Origin of the sequence: Synechococcus sp. CBW1006, assembly GCF_015840525.1 — a bacterium.
Lineage (GTDB): Bacteria > Cyanobacteriota > Cyanobacteriia > PCC-6307 > Cyanobiaceae > CBW1002.
Window position 1 is genome coordinate 3,640,024 of record NZ_CP060396.1, and the last position, 13,702, is coordinate 3,653,725.

Annotated in this window: 21 protein-coding genes and 1 tRNA gene; 10 read left to right on the forward strand and 12 right to left on the reverse strand. The window is 65.8% G+C overall.

The features are described 5' to 3' along the window. Nucleotides 1-93: 93 nt before the first annotated feature. Nucleotides 94-393, forward strand: coding sequence for a hypothetical protein (locus tag H8F26_RS17960; protein ID WP_197156256.1), 300 nt, complete (start codon nt 94-96; stop codon nt 391-393). Here H8F26_RS17960 and H8F26_RS17965 read toward each other — a convergent pair. Both H8F26_RS17965 and H8F26_RS17970 read right to left on the reverse strand, forming a co-directional pair. After that, complete coding sequence (locus tag H8F26_RS17965) at nt 373-1,431, reverse strand: integrase (protein WP_231605337.1); 1,059 nt, start codon at nt 1,429-1,431, stop codon at nt 373-375. The two genes, H8F26_RS17960 and H8F26_RS17965, sit on opposite strands and share 21 nt — an antisense overlap. 196 nt (nt 1,432-1,627) lie before the next feature. Then, nucleotides 1,628-1,711, reverse strand: a tRNA-Leu gene (locus H8F26_RS17970). Nucleotides 1,712-1,755: 44 nt separating this feature from the next. On the opposite strand from H8F26_RS17970, the gene H8F26_RS17975 reads away from it, so the two are divergent. The 4 genes from H8F26_RS17975 (at nt 1,756) to H8F26_RS17990 (ending at nt 4,284) form a co-directional block, all read left to right on the forward strand. Next, on the forward strand, nt 1,756-1,998 hold the full coding sequence (locus tag H8F26_RS17975; protein WP_197156258.1) for an NAD(P)H-quinone oxidoreductase subunit L: 243 nt from the start codon (nt 1,756-1,758) through the stop codon (nt 1,996-1,998). Next, nucleotides 1,995-2,330 (forward strand): DUF3007 family protein, encoded by a 336-nt coding sequence (locus tag H8F26_RS17980; protein WP_197156259.1) that lies wholly within the window; start codon nt 1,995-1,997, stop codon nt 2,328-2,330. Before H8F26_RS17975 ends, H8F26_RS17980 begins: the two co-directional genes overlap by 4 nt. Before the next feature lie 39 nt (nt 2,331-2,369). Further along, nucleotides 2,370-3,212, forward strand: coding sequence for a tryptophan synthase subunit alpha (gene trpA, locus H8F26_RS17985; RefSeq protein WP_197156261.1), 843 nt, complete (start codon nt 2,370-2,372; stop codon nt 3,210-3,212). 268 nt (nt 3,213-3,480) lie between these two features. After that, nucleotides 3,481-4,284, forward strand: a complete 804-nt coding sequence (locus H8F26_RS17990) for a class I SAM-dependent methyltransferase (RefSeq protein ID WP_197156263.1) — start codon at nt 3,481-3,483, stop codon at nt 4,282-4,284. On the opposite strand, the gene H8F26_RS17995 is transcribed toward H8F26_RS17990, so the two are convergent. Beyond that, nucleotides 4,247-5,476 (reverse strand): aminotransferase class I/II-fold pyridoxal phosphate-dependent enzyme, encoded by a 1,230-nt coding sequence (locus H8F26_RS17995; RefSeq protein WP_231605338.1) that lies wholly within the window; start codon nt 5,474-5,476, stop codon nt 4,247-4,249. The two genes, H8F26_RS17990 and H8F26_RS17995, sit on opposite strands and share 38 nt — an antisense overlap. Nucleotides 5,477-5,574: 98 nt before the next feature. Between H8F26_RS17995 and H8F26_RS18000 the strand changes: the two genes are divergently transcribed. Then, nucleotides 5,575-5,844, forward strand: a complete 270-nt coding sequence (locus tag H8F26_RS18000) for a YciI family protein (protein ID WP_197156267.1) — start codon at nt 5,575-5,577, stop codon at nt 5,842-5,844. A 16-nt stretch (nt 5,845-5,860) separates the two neighbouring features. Here H8F26_RS18000 and H8F26_RS18005 read toward each other — a convergent pair whose 3' ends face one another. After that, nucleotides 5,861-6,352, reverse strand: coding sequence for a c-type cytochrome (locus H8F26_RS18005; RefSeq protein ID WP_370594648.1), 492 nt, complete (start codon nt 6,350-6,352; stop codon nt 5,861-5,863). A gap of 2 nt (nt 6,353-6,354) precedes the next feature. Continuing rightward, nucleotides 6,355-6,732, reverse strand: coding sequence for an AbrB family transcriptional regulator (locus H8F26_RS18010; protein ID WP_197156269.1), 378 nt, complete (start codon nt 6,730-6,732; stop codon nt 6,355-6,357). Nucleotides 6,733-6,822: 90 nt separating this feature from the next. On the opposite strand from H8F26_RS18010, the gene H8F26_RS18015 reads away from it, so the two are divergent. Together H8F26_RS18015 and H8F26_RS18020 are read left to right on the forward strand one after the other, a co-directional pair. Further along, nucleotides 6,823-7,299 carry a GNAT family N-acetyltransferase gene (locus tag H8F26_RS18015; protein ID WP_197156271.1) on the forward strand — a complete coding sequence of 159 codons (477 nt, stop codon included), beginning with the start codon at nt 6,823-6,825 and terminating at the stop codon, nt 7,297-7,299. 14 nt (nt 7,300-7,313) lie between these two features. Beyond that, on the forward strand, nt 7,314-7,844 hold the full coding sequence (locus H8F26_RS18020; protein WP_197156273.1) for a Nif11 domain/cupin domain-containing protein: 531 nt from the start codon (nt 7,314-7,316) through the stop codon (nt 7,842-7,844). Here H8F26_RS18020 and H8F26_RS18025 read toward each other — a convergent pair. The 5 genes from H8F26_RS18025 to H8F26_RS18045 form a co-directional block, all read right to left on the reverse strand. Continuing rightward, a complete protein-coding gene (locus H8F26_RS18025) occupies nt 7,750-8,280 on the reverse strand; it encodes a phosphate-starvation-inducible PsiE family protein (protein WP_197156275.1) in 531 nt (176 codons plus the stop codon). The two genes, H8F26_RS18020 and H8F26_RS18025, sit on opposite strands and share 95 nt — an antisense overlap. Nucleotides 8,281-8,320: 40 nt before the next feature. Continuing rightward, entirely contained in the window at nt 8,321-8,593 is a 273-nt protein-coding gene (locus tag H8F26_RS18030) for a hypothetical protein (RefSeq protein WP_231605339.1), read from the reverse strand. A gap of 75 nt (nt 8,594-8,668) precedes the next feature. Continuing rightward, on the reverse strand, nt 8,669-8,998 hold the full coding sequence (locus tag H8F26_RS18035; RefSeq protein WP_197156277.1) for a hypothetical protein: 330 nt from the start codon (nt 8,996-8,998) through the stop codon (nt 8,669-8,671). Continuing rightward, nucleotides 8,998-9,342: a YkvA family protein gene (locus H8F26_RS18040; protein ID WP_197159331.1), complete on the reverse strand. Its 345-nt coding sequence runs from the start codon at nt 9,340-9,342 to the stop codon at nt 8,998-9,000. Before H8F26_RS18040 ends, H8F26_RS18035 begins: the two co-directional genes overlap by 1 nt. A gap of 144 nt (nt 9,343-9,486) precedes the next feature. After that, nucleotides 9,487-10,410, reverse strand: a complete 924-nt coding sequence (locus H8F26_RS18045; protein ID WP_197156279.1) for a sigma-70 family RNA polymerase sigma factor — start codon at nt 10,408-10,410, stop codon at nt 9,487-9,489. A 303-nt stretch (nt 10,411-10,713) separates the two neighbouring features. Between H8F26_RS18045 and H8F26_RS18050 the strand changes: the two genes are divergently transcribed. Together H8F26_RS18050 and H8F26_RS18055 are read left to right on the forward strand one after the other, a co-directional pair. Next, nucleotides 10,714-11,211, forward strand: coding sequence for a DUF2214 family protein (locus H8F26_RS18050; protein ID WP_197156281.1), 498 nt, complete (start codon nt 10,714-10,716; stop codon nt 11,209-11,211). Nucleotides 11,212-11,405: 194 nt separating this feature from the next. Further along, on the forward strand, nt 11,406-12,158 hold the full coding sequence (locus H8F26_RS18055; RefSeq protein WP_197156283.1) for a peptidase: 753 nt from the start codon (nt 11,406-11,408) through the stop codon (nt 12,156-12,158). Here the strand turns inward: H8F26_RS18055 and H8F26_RS18060 are convergent. After that, nucleotides 12,099-12,941 carry a metal ABC transporter permease gene (locus H8F26_RS18060; RefSeq protein WP_197159332.1) on the reverse strand — a complete coding sequence of 281 codons (843 nt, stop codon included), beginning with the start codon at nt 12,939-12,941 and terminating at the stop codon, nt 12,099-12,101. The genes H8F26_RS18055 and H8F26_RS18060 overlap by 60 nt on opposite strands. After that, on the reverse strand, nt 12,925-13,701 hold the full coding sequence (locus H8F26_RS18065) for a metal ABC transporter ATP-binding protein (protein WP_197156285.1): 777 nt from the start codon (nt 13,699-13,701) through the stop codon (nt 12,925-12,927). Before H8F26_RS18065 ends, H8F26_RS18060 begins: the two co-directional genes overlap by 17 nt. Nucleotide 13,702: the final 1 nt, after the last annotated feature.

Here is a 13,702-nt window from a genome sequence, read left to right on the forward strand (position 1 = left end):
GCAGATATCCAGGACTTACACGGTTTGCACGGTTCAACAGCGCTCAATCGCTGATCTCAGGGACTCAAATGGTGTTGCGAGAATCCAACTGCCATGAGCCCATCTCTGACAGCTGCGGATGACATCAAGCAGCAACTCAATCTCATCTGCGCCCAGCTGAATGTGATCCAGGCGAGGCTGGAGCTCAAGCCCACCCTCAGCAGCAGCCCCTGGCTGCCCCTGTCGGAAGCCGCCAGGGCCCTTCACTTCCCCAGCGCCCGTGCCTTGCGGGTCGCCATCGATCGCGGTCGGATCCCGCCTCAGTTCGTCAGCGCCACCACCGGCGAGACCGGCAGGCGCCGGACGCTTTACGTGGACGTGGAAGGCTTCGCCTCACATCTGCGCAACAAGTGACGCCATCGAGGCGCTGTCGAACCAGCGCTGGTACAGCGAGGTGTGCACCATCAGGGAATGCCCGAGGCTCTTGGCCGCCAGCGACGGGCTGATCTGCGGGTTGTGAATCGCCCGCACCGCCCAGGCATGGCGCAGGTCATAGGCCTGAAAGGGTGCCCCGAACCGCCGCAGCGCCACACCCAGCTGTGCCCCCACCGTGCGGTGGTCCCGATCGAGGTTGATGCCGGGCAGGCGCCTGCGTTCAAGCGACCAGCGATCGATCCAGGCTTTCGGGAGTGGCAGCCCCTGGCGGGCTCCGGTTTTTCCTCCCTCAATCGCCACGAGGCCATTGGGCTGGACCTGAGCCTTCATCAGTGCCTCATGGGGGCGAGTGCCAAAGGTGGCGCAAACACCGGCAACCCACTGCCAATCGGCCGGCAACGCATCGATCACCTCAAGAATCACCGCATCCGTGGGCAGCTCACGCGGGGCGGCATCCTTCTGTGGGGTGCACCCCTTGCCGAGATCCTTGAGCTTTTGGACGGCTTCCGGGCCCAGCTCGATCGCACGGGCCACTGCCACGGTCGCGATCGAAGCCCGACGCCGGTTGCGGCTCCCTACCTCCTTGCTCTCGACCAAAGCGGTCAGCACCTTCAGATCGATCTTCTCCAGAGACAGCAGTGGCTTGAGGGGCGAGGCGTAGTCGGTGGCCCAGGAGACCGAGGCACTCACACCACGCCTGCGCTGCTGGATCCACCATTGCTCGGTGCGGCGGATCGCCTGCACGCCGCTGATCCCGTCTTCGGCCTCCCCACCCTTCTTCCCGCCTCCACTTTTGTGGGAGTCATCGAACCACCGCTCAAAGGGGAAGGGGTCCAACCCCATGCGGTGGAGCTCGATATCCCGGCCGAGCTCCTCGGCCAGCTTGCGGGCTTGCTCCAACCCCGCGGGGTAGGTAATCGGGGTGCTGATGCGCTGCTGCTTCCAGGAGCCGTCGGGCAGCGGCATCGTGCTTCTGAGCCGCAGGCGCTTGCCGGAGGGGGCAACCTCAATCGCCACCCTGCATCCCAGCTCCTTAAGAGCCCGGTTGACACGGGTCAGATACGGGTCCCTGGAAGGCATGGCAGGCGTGCCTAAAACCGTGCCTAGTTTGGCCCTTTTTGGGCATTTTCGTGCCTAAATCGTGCCTAGCCCTAAAACCGCCTCGACCATCAGCGCCTTGCCAAAATTCAGTTGCGGCAAGCTTTCATCGCGATGGGGGCAGGGGGACTTGAACCCCCACAGTGTCGCCACCTGCGGATTTTAAGTCCGCTGCGTCTACCGATTCCGCCATGCCCCCGGCGCAGCCATCCTAAATTCGCCGCAGTGGTGCTCCGATTGGTCATGCCCGGCTTCCTCACGGCAGACAACCTGCTCGGGCTTGGAGCGTTTGTTGCCCTCGCGGGTGCCTACCTGGTGGTGGTGCCCCTGGCCCTCTACTGGTGGATGGTGAAGCGCTGGTATGTGATGGGCAAGATTGAGCGCTTCGGCGTCTACGGCCTGGTGTTTCTCTTTTTCCCCGGCCTGATCCTGTTCTCTCCCTTCATCAACCTGCGCATGGCAGGCCAGGGAGACGCGGGCTCATGAGCCGCGCTCAGGCGATCCTGCTGGGTCTGCTGGTCTTCGGGCTTGGCGGGATTGGCTATGGCATTTTCACCGCCACTGGTTACGAGGGCTTCAGTGCCGGCATCGCCTCTTCGGTGCTGCTGGTGCTGGTGGTGGTGGGCTGGACGGCTACCTACCTGCTGCGGGTGGTGACGGGAAAAATGACCTATATGGAGCAGCGTCGCACCTACCGCGAGGCCTACGACGCCCACACGATTGAGCAATTGCAGGCCAAATTCGATTCCCTCAGCCCCGAGGAGCAAGAGAAGCTCCTGGCTGAGGTGGGCCAGCTCCAGGCCGACGCCGACATGTGACCCCATAGGCTCGCTTTCGACGCCCCTTCGGACCGGCCGATGAGCCCCTCTGCCGCGACACCTTCCGCCTGCAGCGCTGCTACGGCCATCGACCAGCGGTTCGCCTCCCTCGCTGAGCAGGGACGCTGCGCCCTGATGCCGTTCCTGATGGCCGGCGATCCCGATCTGGCCACCACCGCTGCGACGCTGCTGACACTGCAGCAGAACGGCGCCGATCTGATTGAGCTGGGAATCCCCTACAGCGATCCCCTGGCCGATGGCCCGGTGATTCAGGCCGCCGCCAGCCGCGCCCTGCGGGCCGGAACCACGCCGGCATCCGTGCTGGAGCTGCTGGATGGTCTGCGCGGTGCGCTCCGCACGCCGGTGGTGTTGTTCACCTACAGCAATCCCCTGCTCAACCGGGGCATGGAGACCTTCTGCAAGGAGGCCGCCAGCGCCGGTGCCGCCGGCCTGGTGGTTCCCGATCTGCCTCTGGAGGAAGCCGAAAAGCTCTCGCCGATCGCCGCCGCCGAAGGGCTGGACCTGGTGCTGCTGGTGGCCCCCACCACTCCAGCCGACAGGATGGCCCGCATCCATGCCGCCAGCCGAGGGTTCACCTATCTGGTCAGTGTCACCGGCGTGACGGGGGTGCGGACCAGCCTGCAGAGCCGCGTCGGCAGCCTGGTGCAGCAGCTCAAGACCAGCGACGGCACCCCCGTGGCCGTGGGCTTCGGCATCTCCGGACCTGAGCAGGCCCGCCAGGTGCGTGACTGGGGCGCCAACGGAGCCATCGTGGGCAGCGCTCTGGTCAAGGTGATGGCCGAAGCCCATGCCGCCGGAGAGGATGTCGCCGCTGCTGCCGGCCGGTTCTGCTCGACCCTGCGTCTGGGTCTGGACGCCTGAGTCTTGCTGGGTAGGGGGCTCAGGCGAGGCCCCGGGGGTTGGCCATGTCGACGGCTGCAACCACGGCTGCACCGATTGGCTGAGGGGAAGGGACGTCCGGCTGGTCGTTGGCTTGAACCTGCAGGGCAGGACCGCAACCTGCCGGAAGCAAAGCCAACAACCCAGCAACCACCAGGAGGAATGGGGTTGCAACAGAACGGCCTTGGAGCCGCTGGAGGGTTCGTTGGAGGGCCATCACCCACATGCCGTTGCCTCCATGATGGCTTTCATGCCGGCAAACGCACCAGGAGAGTCCACGAGTCCAGGTGCTCCGGCCGCTTCCCGCTGGTTCGGCGCCGTGGCCGGCGACTACGCCCGCTACCGGCTCACCTATCCAGAGCCCTTCTTCGCCCGCTTCGCGGCGCGTTGTCCCCAGCGTGATCGGGTCTGGGACTGCGGCTGCGGCAGCGGCCAGGCCTCCCTGGCCCTGGCCCGCCACTTCAGCGAGGTGATCGCCACCGATGCCAGTGCCGAGCAACTGGCAGCGGCCGCAGTGCAGGAGCGGGTGCACTACCGCTGCGCTTCCGCGACAGCCAGTGGCCTGGAGCCCGCCAGCGTTTCAGGGGTGATGGTGGCCGCGGCGGTGCACTGGTTCGCCGGACCCGCCTTCGAAGCCGAGCTGCATCGCGTGGCACGACCGGGTGCCGCCATGGCCTGGATCGGCTACCTGCCCGTGCACATGCCCTCCGCGGCACTGCGCGCCTGGTTTGAGACGTTCTACAGCGACACCCTGGCGCCCTGGTGGCCTCCCGAGCGACGGCTGGTCGACAACGCCTACCAGGATCTGACCTTTCCCGCAGAGGAATGGCCCTTCCCCGACGATCTGGCGATTGAGCGTCACTGGGACCTGGCCACCTTCCTCGGCCATCTGGGCACCTGGTCTGCCGTACAGCGGGCTCGGGAGCAGGGGGTCGATCCCCTGGTGGAGGCGGAGAGGGACCTGTGGGCGCTCTGGCCGCAGAATGGTGCGGCTCCCATCGATCTCACCTGGCCATTCATGGGCCGCTGGGGCCGGATTGGATCAGTAGCTTGATGCCCTGCCTGAGGCGCCGCAGTGCCTCCTCCAGCTCCGCTGCATTGAGCATGCCGTAGCTGAGCCGCAGCACACAGCCGTGCCTCTGCTCCTCCAGCCCGAAGCTCGCACCATCCACGCTGGCCAGTCGCTGCTCCAGCACCAGCCGCCGCATCAGATCCCGCGAACCCAGGGTGCCGCCAGGCGCATCGATGCGCAGCAGGGCATAAAAGGCCCCATCCGGCTGGGCCAGCAGGGCACAGGGCAGGCTTTCAGACGCCTCATTCAGGGCGTTCACCAGCTGGCGGCGACGCTCCCCCAGGGCCGCGATGCGCGATGCACACCAGGCTGGGCCAGCCTCCAGGGCCGCCAGGGCAGCCCGCTGATTGAGCAGGGGCGGACAGATCATCACCGTGTCCTGCACCTTGGCCACAGCGGCCATCAGCTGCTGGGGCAACGCCGCATAACCGATCCGCCAGCCCGCCATGCCATAGGCCTTGGAGAGGGAATGCAGCGAAATGGTGTGGGCACCACTGCCCGCCAGGGAGCCCGGGCTCCAGTGGGGTTCGGCGCCATGCACGAACAGTTCGTAGGCCTCGTCGTTGATGTGGAACAGGCCGTGGCGCTCGCACAGGACATTGATCGCCGCCAGCACCGATGCCGGAATCACCAGGCCGCTGGGATTGTTGGGGGAGATCGTCACAATCGCGCGGCTGCGCGGTGTGATCGCCCTGGCCAGAATCTCTGGGTCCGGAATCCAGCCGGCCTCCACCGGCACCGGCACGCCGCCAGCCAGCTGGATCGCCATGGCGTGGTTGAAGTAATAGGGAACCGGCAGCAACACCTCACTGCCGGGATCACAGATCACCTGGGCCACAGCGTTGAAGGCCATGTTGCTGCCGGCCGTGACCAGCAGGGCGCTGCCCTCCAGATCCAGCTGGTTCTGGTGCCGCAGCTTCGTGCCGATCGCCGCCAGCAGCTCCGGCTCGCCGGCCATGGCACCGTAGCGATGCAGGGCGGCGCTGCAGCCGCCTGGCTGGCTGGCAGCGGCGTCGAGAGCCTGCCGAACGGCGACATCCACCCCGGGCGGCGGAGCCCAGTGCACCATCCCCTGGGCCAGGGAGAGGGTGCCGGGGGTCTGGCGGGTCAGGGCCGCCACCTCCGGAATCACAGGGCTGGCCACCGCCTCCAGCCTGGCGGCGGCTGGTGGCACGGCTGACGCGCGCTCAGACCACCCTGCCGAGCTGCTTCCTGCTGTGACGGATTGCTGTCCCATGGGCCTTACTGTCGGACCACACCGACCGATTGGTGATGGCGAAGTTTGTGCTCTGGGGCACCTACTGCGACAACGCTCTCGAAAAACGCACGCCCTACCGCCAGGAGCACCTGGCGGGTTTGCAGCGCCTCAAAGAGGCTGGAACCCTGGTCACCCTTGGACCCACCGAAGCCAGCACCCACGTGTTCGGAATCTTCGAGGCCGGATCTCTGCAGGAGGTTGAAGACCTGGTCAAATCCGACGTCTACTGGCGCAACGGCATCTGGACGGCCGTTGCGGTCTATCCCTGGATCCAGGCGTTCTGAAGAGCCAGGCGTGGGCTCAGGTACCCCGAGGCTCTCTGGGCCAGCCGGCCTCGGCCTGCTGCCACACATAGGCCGCCACCACAGACACGCCTTCGTCTCCGAGCACCTCGGCATAGCCGCTCATCTGACCCAGGCCAGCCCGTGCGATCGCCGCAACGGCTTCGGCATCAGCAATGCCATTGCGTTGCAGGGTCGCCAGTTTGAGGGTCTTGCCGCGTCGAATGATGTTGCCCCCCTGCAGGTGACAACCGGCACAATGATTCTCGAACAGCTGAGCACCGCTTGAGGGAGAAGTAGCGATCGTCGCAGGACGGATCTGCTCGGCACTGATCTGGGCAGCACTGATCTGGGCAGCAGTGATCTGCACAGCACTGATCCGTGAAGACCTGAGCTCAGCATCAGCCAGAGCCAGGGAGGCACTGGGCTGGAGGGTCAGCAGCGAAGCGACCAGCCCAAGCACCAGCAGCCATGGGGTGACCAGGCCACCCCATGAACTCTTGCGCCGCAATCTCACTCGTCCTCGTCCTCGAGCATCTCTTCCACGGCACCCACCGGCAGCAGACGGATCTGTTTACGACCCAGCTTGATCTCGAACTCCTCACCGGGTTCCAGTTCGAGCATGGCGGTGTAAGCCTTGCCGATCAGCAGGTTGCCATTGCCCTGAACCGTGGCGATGTAGCTGAGCTTTCGTCCACCCTTACCAACCTTGCCGCCACCACCGAAAGCCACGCCCTTGGCTTCGAGCAGGGCCTCGTAGAAGGCGGTGAAATTCAGTCGATCGCCTCCATCCTTCTTGGAGGACACATAGCCGCATTCCCGGACGATCTCCGACTTGCTGGCATCACCCAGTTCCTTGACCTTGGCCAGTAGTTCCGTTCCGATGAGCATGGAATGTCTCCGCTAGCGATTGACCGACCTCCGTAACGTACACCAGCCATAGCTGTTGTCGTGACACCAACCCATGCCGACTCAAGTTTCATGACCCTCATCCGTCCGCTGGTTGCCGAGGATCTGAACCAGCTGATTGACCTCTATCACGACGCCGTAATCTCCCAGACTCAGGGTCTCTACAGCACCACACAGATCGAGGCCTGGGCCACCAACGCTGCTCGCGGCGATGCGGTGCGTTCCGCCCTCTGCAACGGCTACGGCCTCGCCAGTTGCGCGGCAGACGATTCCCAGAGGATCGAAGCCTTCGCTGTGCTCGATCCGATTGATCGACTCTCTCTGCTCTATTGCCGCGGCCGTTCATCCCGCCAGGGGCGCGCCACGGCCCTGCTGCTCCAGCTTGAAGCCCATGCCCGGCGGCAGGGTTGCGCGCAGTTGCGCACCGAGGCCAGCCAGCTGTCACGGCCCCTGCTGACGCGACTCGGCTGGGACGTGCAGGAAGAGGAGGTGGTGCTCTTCGGCGGAGCGACGTTCCTGCGCTGGCGGATGATCAAGGCTCTCCGTTGATCCGTGCTCCTGCCATGGCCGAAGCCCAGCTGCAGCAGTTCCTCGAGAAGGTACGGCAGCTCCAGGCCTTCGTGGCCCTCAGCGAAGCGGATCCAGCCCTGCGCCAGGCCCTGCGCGACTGCAACGATCACCATCAGGTGGTGAGCTTGGCGCGCCGCTGTGGGTTTGAGATCGGTCGCCGCTGGGGAGAGCAGGAGAACCCCGCCGCCGGGGATGACAACCTGCTGGCTGGTTCCTGTCCAGCCGCTGGAACCGAAGAGACCCGACTGCTACTTGAGGGGCCGGACCTGCGTCTGGAGCGGATCCATTCCTGCGACTACGCCAATCCCGACCACTTCTGGTACGACCAGGAGGAGCACGAATGGGTGGTCCTGCTACGCGGCAGCGCCACAGTGCGCTTTGCTGATGAACCCGAGGCACGGCAACTCACAGCCGGAGACAGCCTCTGGATCAGTGCTCATCGTGCCCATCGTCTGGAGAGGACGGATCCAGCTCCCGGTTCCGTATGGCTGGCCCTGTTCTCGAAGGCGGCTTGCGCAGACTGAGGCTGCGCACCAGCCAGAAGGCAGCAGCCAGACAGAGCACCGCGATCCCCAGGCCCACAAGCAACTGCGGCTTGTTCTCCGCACCGGGTGGCAGCACAATCACCTTCCGTGCCACGGCGGTGATCGCGGTGAGCAGCACCAGCTCAATCTGCACCACGTGGCGACGCAGATAGGAGGTGATGTTCTGCAGCACCTCCAGGGCGATCAGCAGATTGAGCAGATCACCCAGCACTGCGGTGAGGTCGTCCCCCATCCAACGGCGGTTGGAGGTGAACAGCGAACCGATCACAACTCCGACCAGCTCGAAGGTGGCGGCGGCAATCACCACGCAGAGCACCAGGGCCAGCAGCTTGGCCAGCTGCTGCTCCCCTCGATCGATCAGATGCAGGAAGCCACCATCATCGGTGACACGCCGAAACCAGGGCCTCGTTTTCATCTGCACGGCTGCATGCGCATCGCTGTCGACTCTGGGTCAGTCAGTTCGGGAAAGGATCCATTTGGGGCCTTGCCGGCGTGTCGCTGGGGGAATTCTCCAGCTTGGTGTCACAGGTGATCGAACCATCCTCGGCGGTGACGCAGTTCTCAGGTTTCACCTTGGTGGAGGGGCCGACCGAGCTGCCCGGGCCGAGCAGGAACCTCTGGCTCTGGGCTCTGGCGGGGTCCGCACAGAGCACAGCCAGGCTGGTGGAAGCCGTGATCAAGGCCAGGCCGGCAAGGAATGGGTGGCTGGTGCGGCGCGAGGTCGTCATGTCAGAGAAGGCAAGGGGATCGTCGGACTGGAAGGGATGGAATGGGCTGGTTGGCCACACTTTGCCGGTTGGCTGTCAGGGCTGATGATCGCCGCGGATCTCCCGCAACAACAGGTCCAGTTCACCCAGCTGGTCGTCCAGGGCCGAATGGCCCACGGTTGCCTGAGGGTCCACCCCCTGATCCTCCTGCTGCCAGAGCTCCTCGATGCCGCAGAGCCGCTCCGCCAGGCCCGTCAATCCATCGGCGTGGTGGATCTGTTCAAGCACGTCCACCAGTACAGGCATGCGAATCGAAGCAGCCCGCAGCGCCCGCCGCAGATCGGCCTGGTTGCGGCCGGCATGGCGGAGCCAGTCTTTGAGGAAAGACTGGAGATCTTCGCGCTGATCGGTGCTCAGGGACGGCATCAACGGCCGGGGGGGAACCAGCGATCCAGTCTGCGCTGTGCCCGGCGCTTGATGTCGGGGGTGAGATGGCGCGTGCAGAGCCCCAGCAGGGCCGTGATCGCGACCAGATCGTCGCTGAAGCCAGCCGCCGGAATGAAATCCGGAATCAGGTCGATCGGCACCAGCAGGTAGGTGAGGGCCGCCAGCACGGTGAACCGCACCTGGGCGGGGGTGGAGGCATCCAGCAGCAGCTCAAGGCACTCCAGGGCCGGTCGTGCCACCAACCGGCCGGCGCGGCGCAGCAGGCGCAGCAGCACGGCCTCGTCAACCACCTGGCTTTCGAGTACTTCGGCTTCTACCTCCATTCGAGGCGGATCGGGATCGAAGCCGTCAGCTGCGCGGTCAGCAGCTGCGAAGGAATCCGCTGCGAAGGAATCAGCCCCGAAGGAGGAAGGGCGTGCTGAAGATGCCGCAGAGCTGGAAGTCATGGCGCCGATCGCGCGGAAGCTTCATTCTGCTTCCACCAGACCGCTCTCGATGCCGGCTTTCCGCAGCTTGCGCAGGGCCCGCTGAACCACCTGACGGCAATATTCACGGCTGCAGGCCAGTTGTCGGGCCACTTCGGCCAGAGTGCGCCATTCGTTGCTGCCATCCAGCCCGAACCGCAACAGCACCACAGTGCGCTCCTTGGGGGTGAGGTTGGCCTGCTCCAGCAGCGCCCACACCGACGCACTGCGTTCGGCCAGCTCAGCCCGCTCCATCGGCGGCATTTCGTTGCTGGGCAGAACGTCCACCAGCTCGGAGGGATCGGCCTTGGATTTCACCACCCCCTGCAGGCTCACGGTCACACTGCGCAGCTCGCAGCCCAGCAGGTCCTCCACATCGGCCAGGGGCAACTCCATCATCCGGGCCAGATCCTTGGCGGCGGGAGGTAGACCATTGGCCTGGAGATAGCGGGCCTTGGCGGCGCGCAGCCTGGTGAGCTTCTCGTTCACATTGACGGGAATCCGAATCGTGCGGCTCTGGGTGGACAGGGCACGGTTCAGCCCCTGACGAATCCACCAGTAGGCATAAGTACTGAAGCGATGGCCGCGGGTGGGATCGAACTTCTCAACCGCGCGGGTGAGCCCAAGGGTGCCTTCCTGGATCAGGTCGAGAAGATCCAGACCCTTGCCCTGGTAGCGCTTGGCCAGATTCACCACCAACCGCAGGTTTGCGGTGATCATTTGGTCTTTGGCGCGCTCCCCAAGACGCATGGTGCGGCGCTCCAGATCGCTGTAATCGCAAGCGGGGCCGCTGCCGCCGGCCTCGTGGCAGCGCTCCTGCAGCCCCACCATGGCCTGCACCTTTCGCCCGAGGGTGAGCTCCTGCTCGGGAGTGAGAAGTTGATGCCGACCGATTTCACCGAGATACGCGCTGAGCGATGTCGCCATTACAACCACTACCGAGACTGAATTGAACCTAGGCTGATTTGATCAGGGGGCACGAGCCAGATGAATAACAGCCAACGTTTCGACTCTCTTCGTAACCTTTGACTGATTACATATTCTCTTCCAATTCTTACACTTTCATCTGATTACAATTGCAGCCCGTCAGACTGGTCGGCCAGGATCCGTGGATGCGGCGGCCCCAGCCGAGAGGATTGTCCAGGCGAGTGGTCTGTCCGGAGCAGCGGCGGCCGCCCGCTGAGGCTGGAGTGCCTTGGCTACCGTCACTGCCATCGCTTCACCCCTTCTATGCCTGGCTTCGCCGCCCTGCCCACCCCGGTGCTCACCAGCGCCGGAGTGGCCTATGTGCACTACCTCAGCTTCATGCTCTGCTTCGGGGCCCTGGTGCTGGAGCGGCGGTTGATCCGCCCCAACCCCAGCAAGCAGGACGCCACCCTGATGGTGATCACGGACGTGATCTACGGCCTGGCAGCCCTGGCCCTGCTGGGGAGCGGCATCCTGCGCGTGCTCCACTTCGGCCAGGGCAGCGCCTTCTACACCGAAAACCCCCTGTTCTGGTGGAAGGTGGGCCTGTACCTCTCAGTGGGAGCCCTGTCGCTCTATCCCACGATCACCTACATCCTCTGGGCCATCCCGCTGCGCAAGGGTGAGGCTCCCCAGGTGAGCGAGGGACTGGCCAAGCGTCTGAGCTGGATCCTCAACATCGAGCTGGCCGGATTCGCAGCGATCCCCCTGCTGGCCACCCTGATGGCCCGCGGCGTCGGTCTGCCCGGTGGTGCCGGGTGAGGGCTGGGCGGGCAAAGCAGGCTGGCAAAAGAATCATCGGCCCTGGGCTGTCGAGGATCGGCTTCCTGGCCTTGCTGCTCGGCACGGTCGAGCCAGCTCTGGCGGCCGGATCGGTTCCACCCCGATCTGGCCCTGCGGTGGAAGCGCCGCAAAACTCAGGCCGGCCTTCCTGCTCTGTGCCTGAGGCCGTACTGGTGGCCATTCCCCCGGAAACCCCGGTCTTCAAAACTCAGATCAACAAAGCCTCGATCACCAGGACATCGATCAGCGCGGCACCGATCAGCGCAGCTCCGATCACCGGGCCATCCATCCCCAGTGCACCGGCACCAGCCAGCCCGGAGGATTCCGAGGATTACCGCCACCGGCTCCAGCCTGGCCCTTGGGGCTGGATTCACCGCTCTCCCTGGTGCGTCTGGATCGAACCTCTGGGGGAGAACGCCTCCCTCTGGGATCGTCGCTGGAGCGAGGCGGTGGAGGCGGCCCTGGCCCGCTGGCAGGAGCTGCTGGTGATCGAGCGGGTGGAGGATCCTGCCGCAGCCCAGATCCAGGTGCTGCGCCGGCGGCCGCCGCTGCGGCTTCTGGAGGGGGAGCAACGGGCCAGCCATGGGCGCGCCGAGCTCCTGGGGGCGCGCTGGGTGAGGCAGGGGGCGACCTGGCAACTGGAGCCCCGCCTGCGGGTGCTGCTCTCTCCGAACCAGCGGCAGCTGGGCATCGAAGCCACCGCCCTGCATGAACTGGGCCATGCCTTCGGGTTGTGGGGCCACAGCGACCAGCCTGCGGATGTGATGGCGGCGGTGCCAGGGGCAAAGCCGGTGCTGGAGATCGGTCCCCGCGACCGCGCCACCCTCCGTTGGCTGCAGCGGCAGCCCAGTGTGTTCGCCCCCGGATCAGGCGGCCCGGCCCTGCAGCCCCCGACCGGCAACCAGGGCGAGCAGGAAGCCCAATAGCTGCACGATCACCACGCAGGGGCCGGAGGGGAGGTTGAGAAACGCTGAGGCCAGCACGCCCACCACGGCGCCGCCGCTGCCGAGGGCGGCGGCCAGCAGCACATAGCCACCGAAGTGGCGGCTGACCAGCCGCGCGGCGCAGGCCGGAATCACCACGAAGGCACTGATCAGCAGCACCCCCACCGCCTTGATCGACACCGCCACCACCACCGCCAGCACGACCACGAAGAGCAGGCGCTGCCGCTGAGCCTCCACCCCGCGGGAGAGGGCCAGGGACTCATCGAGGCTGAGCAGGATCTGGCTGCTGCGGGTCGCCAACAGGTAAGTGCCGACCCCCAGCAGCAACAGAGTGACCAGCAGCAGATCAAGCCCGTCCACCCCCAGGATGTCGCCGAAGAGCAGCTGCTGGAGCCCGCCCTGGTACCCGGGCAGCAGGCTCAGGGCCACCACCGCGATCGCCAGGGAGGAGGAGTAGATGATGTTGAGCAGGGCGTCGGTGGGCAGCTGGCTGCGCTCCACCAGGTGATTGACCAGCAGGGCGAACAGCACCGCGAAGGGAATCAGCACCAGGGTGGGATTCAGTCCCAGGGCCACGCCCAGGCTGATGCCGAGCAGGGCCGAGTGGCCCAGGGCATCACTGAAGAAGGAGAGCTGGCGCAGCACCGCGAAACTGCCCAGCACGCCTCCGAGGGCGCCGGTGAGGGCACCCGCCAGCAGTGCCCGCTGCAGAAAGGGCAGGGCGAGCAGCTCCGGAAACGAGACCGCGTCACCCACCGGCGCCATGGTGGTGGTGATAGGGCAGATAGTCGCGGCCATAGAGCCGCTCCAGCTGGGCCTGACTCAGGGCATGATCGGGGCTGCCGGAGCAGCGCAGGCTGCGGTTGAGGCAGAGCACCCCATCACAGGTGCGGCGCACCATGTCGAGGTCGTGGGAGACCTGCAGGATCGTCCAGCCCTCGCTGCGCCGCAGGCTGAACAGGAGCTGCTGGAAGGCCTCCGAGGCCTGGGGATCGAGGCCCGCCTGGGCTTCATCGAGCACCAGCAGCCGGCGGGGGCGAACCACGCAGAAGGCCAGCAGCACCCGTTTGAGCTGCCCGCCGGAGAGGTCACTGATCCGCTGCTCAGCGAAGCCTTCGCAGCCCGTCTTGGCCAGGGCGGAGCGGATGGCATCACGGCGTCGCCCCTCGCCTCTCCAGGGCAGGCGCAGTCTGGTGCCATCCCAGCCGAGACCCACGAATTCCGTCACGGTGAGCGGGATGGGTCCGGTCAGGGCCAGCCGCTGCGGCAGATAGGCGATCTGCTCGCGCACGCTGACGGGAAGGCGGCCCCGGCCATCCAGGCGTTCGCCCAGCAGCCGGACCTGGCCGCCCTGATGGGGAAGCAGACCGAGGATGGCCTGCACCAGGGTGCTCTTGCCGGCGCCATTGGGGCCCACCAGCGCGGTATCGGATTCAGCGGCGAGCGAGAAGCTGACGTTCTCCACCGCCGTGGTACCCCGCCGCCGCACCGTGAGGCCGCTGACTTCGAGAATCATTTCCGCCATC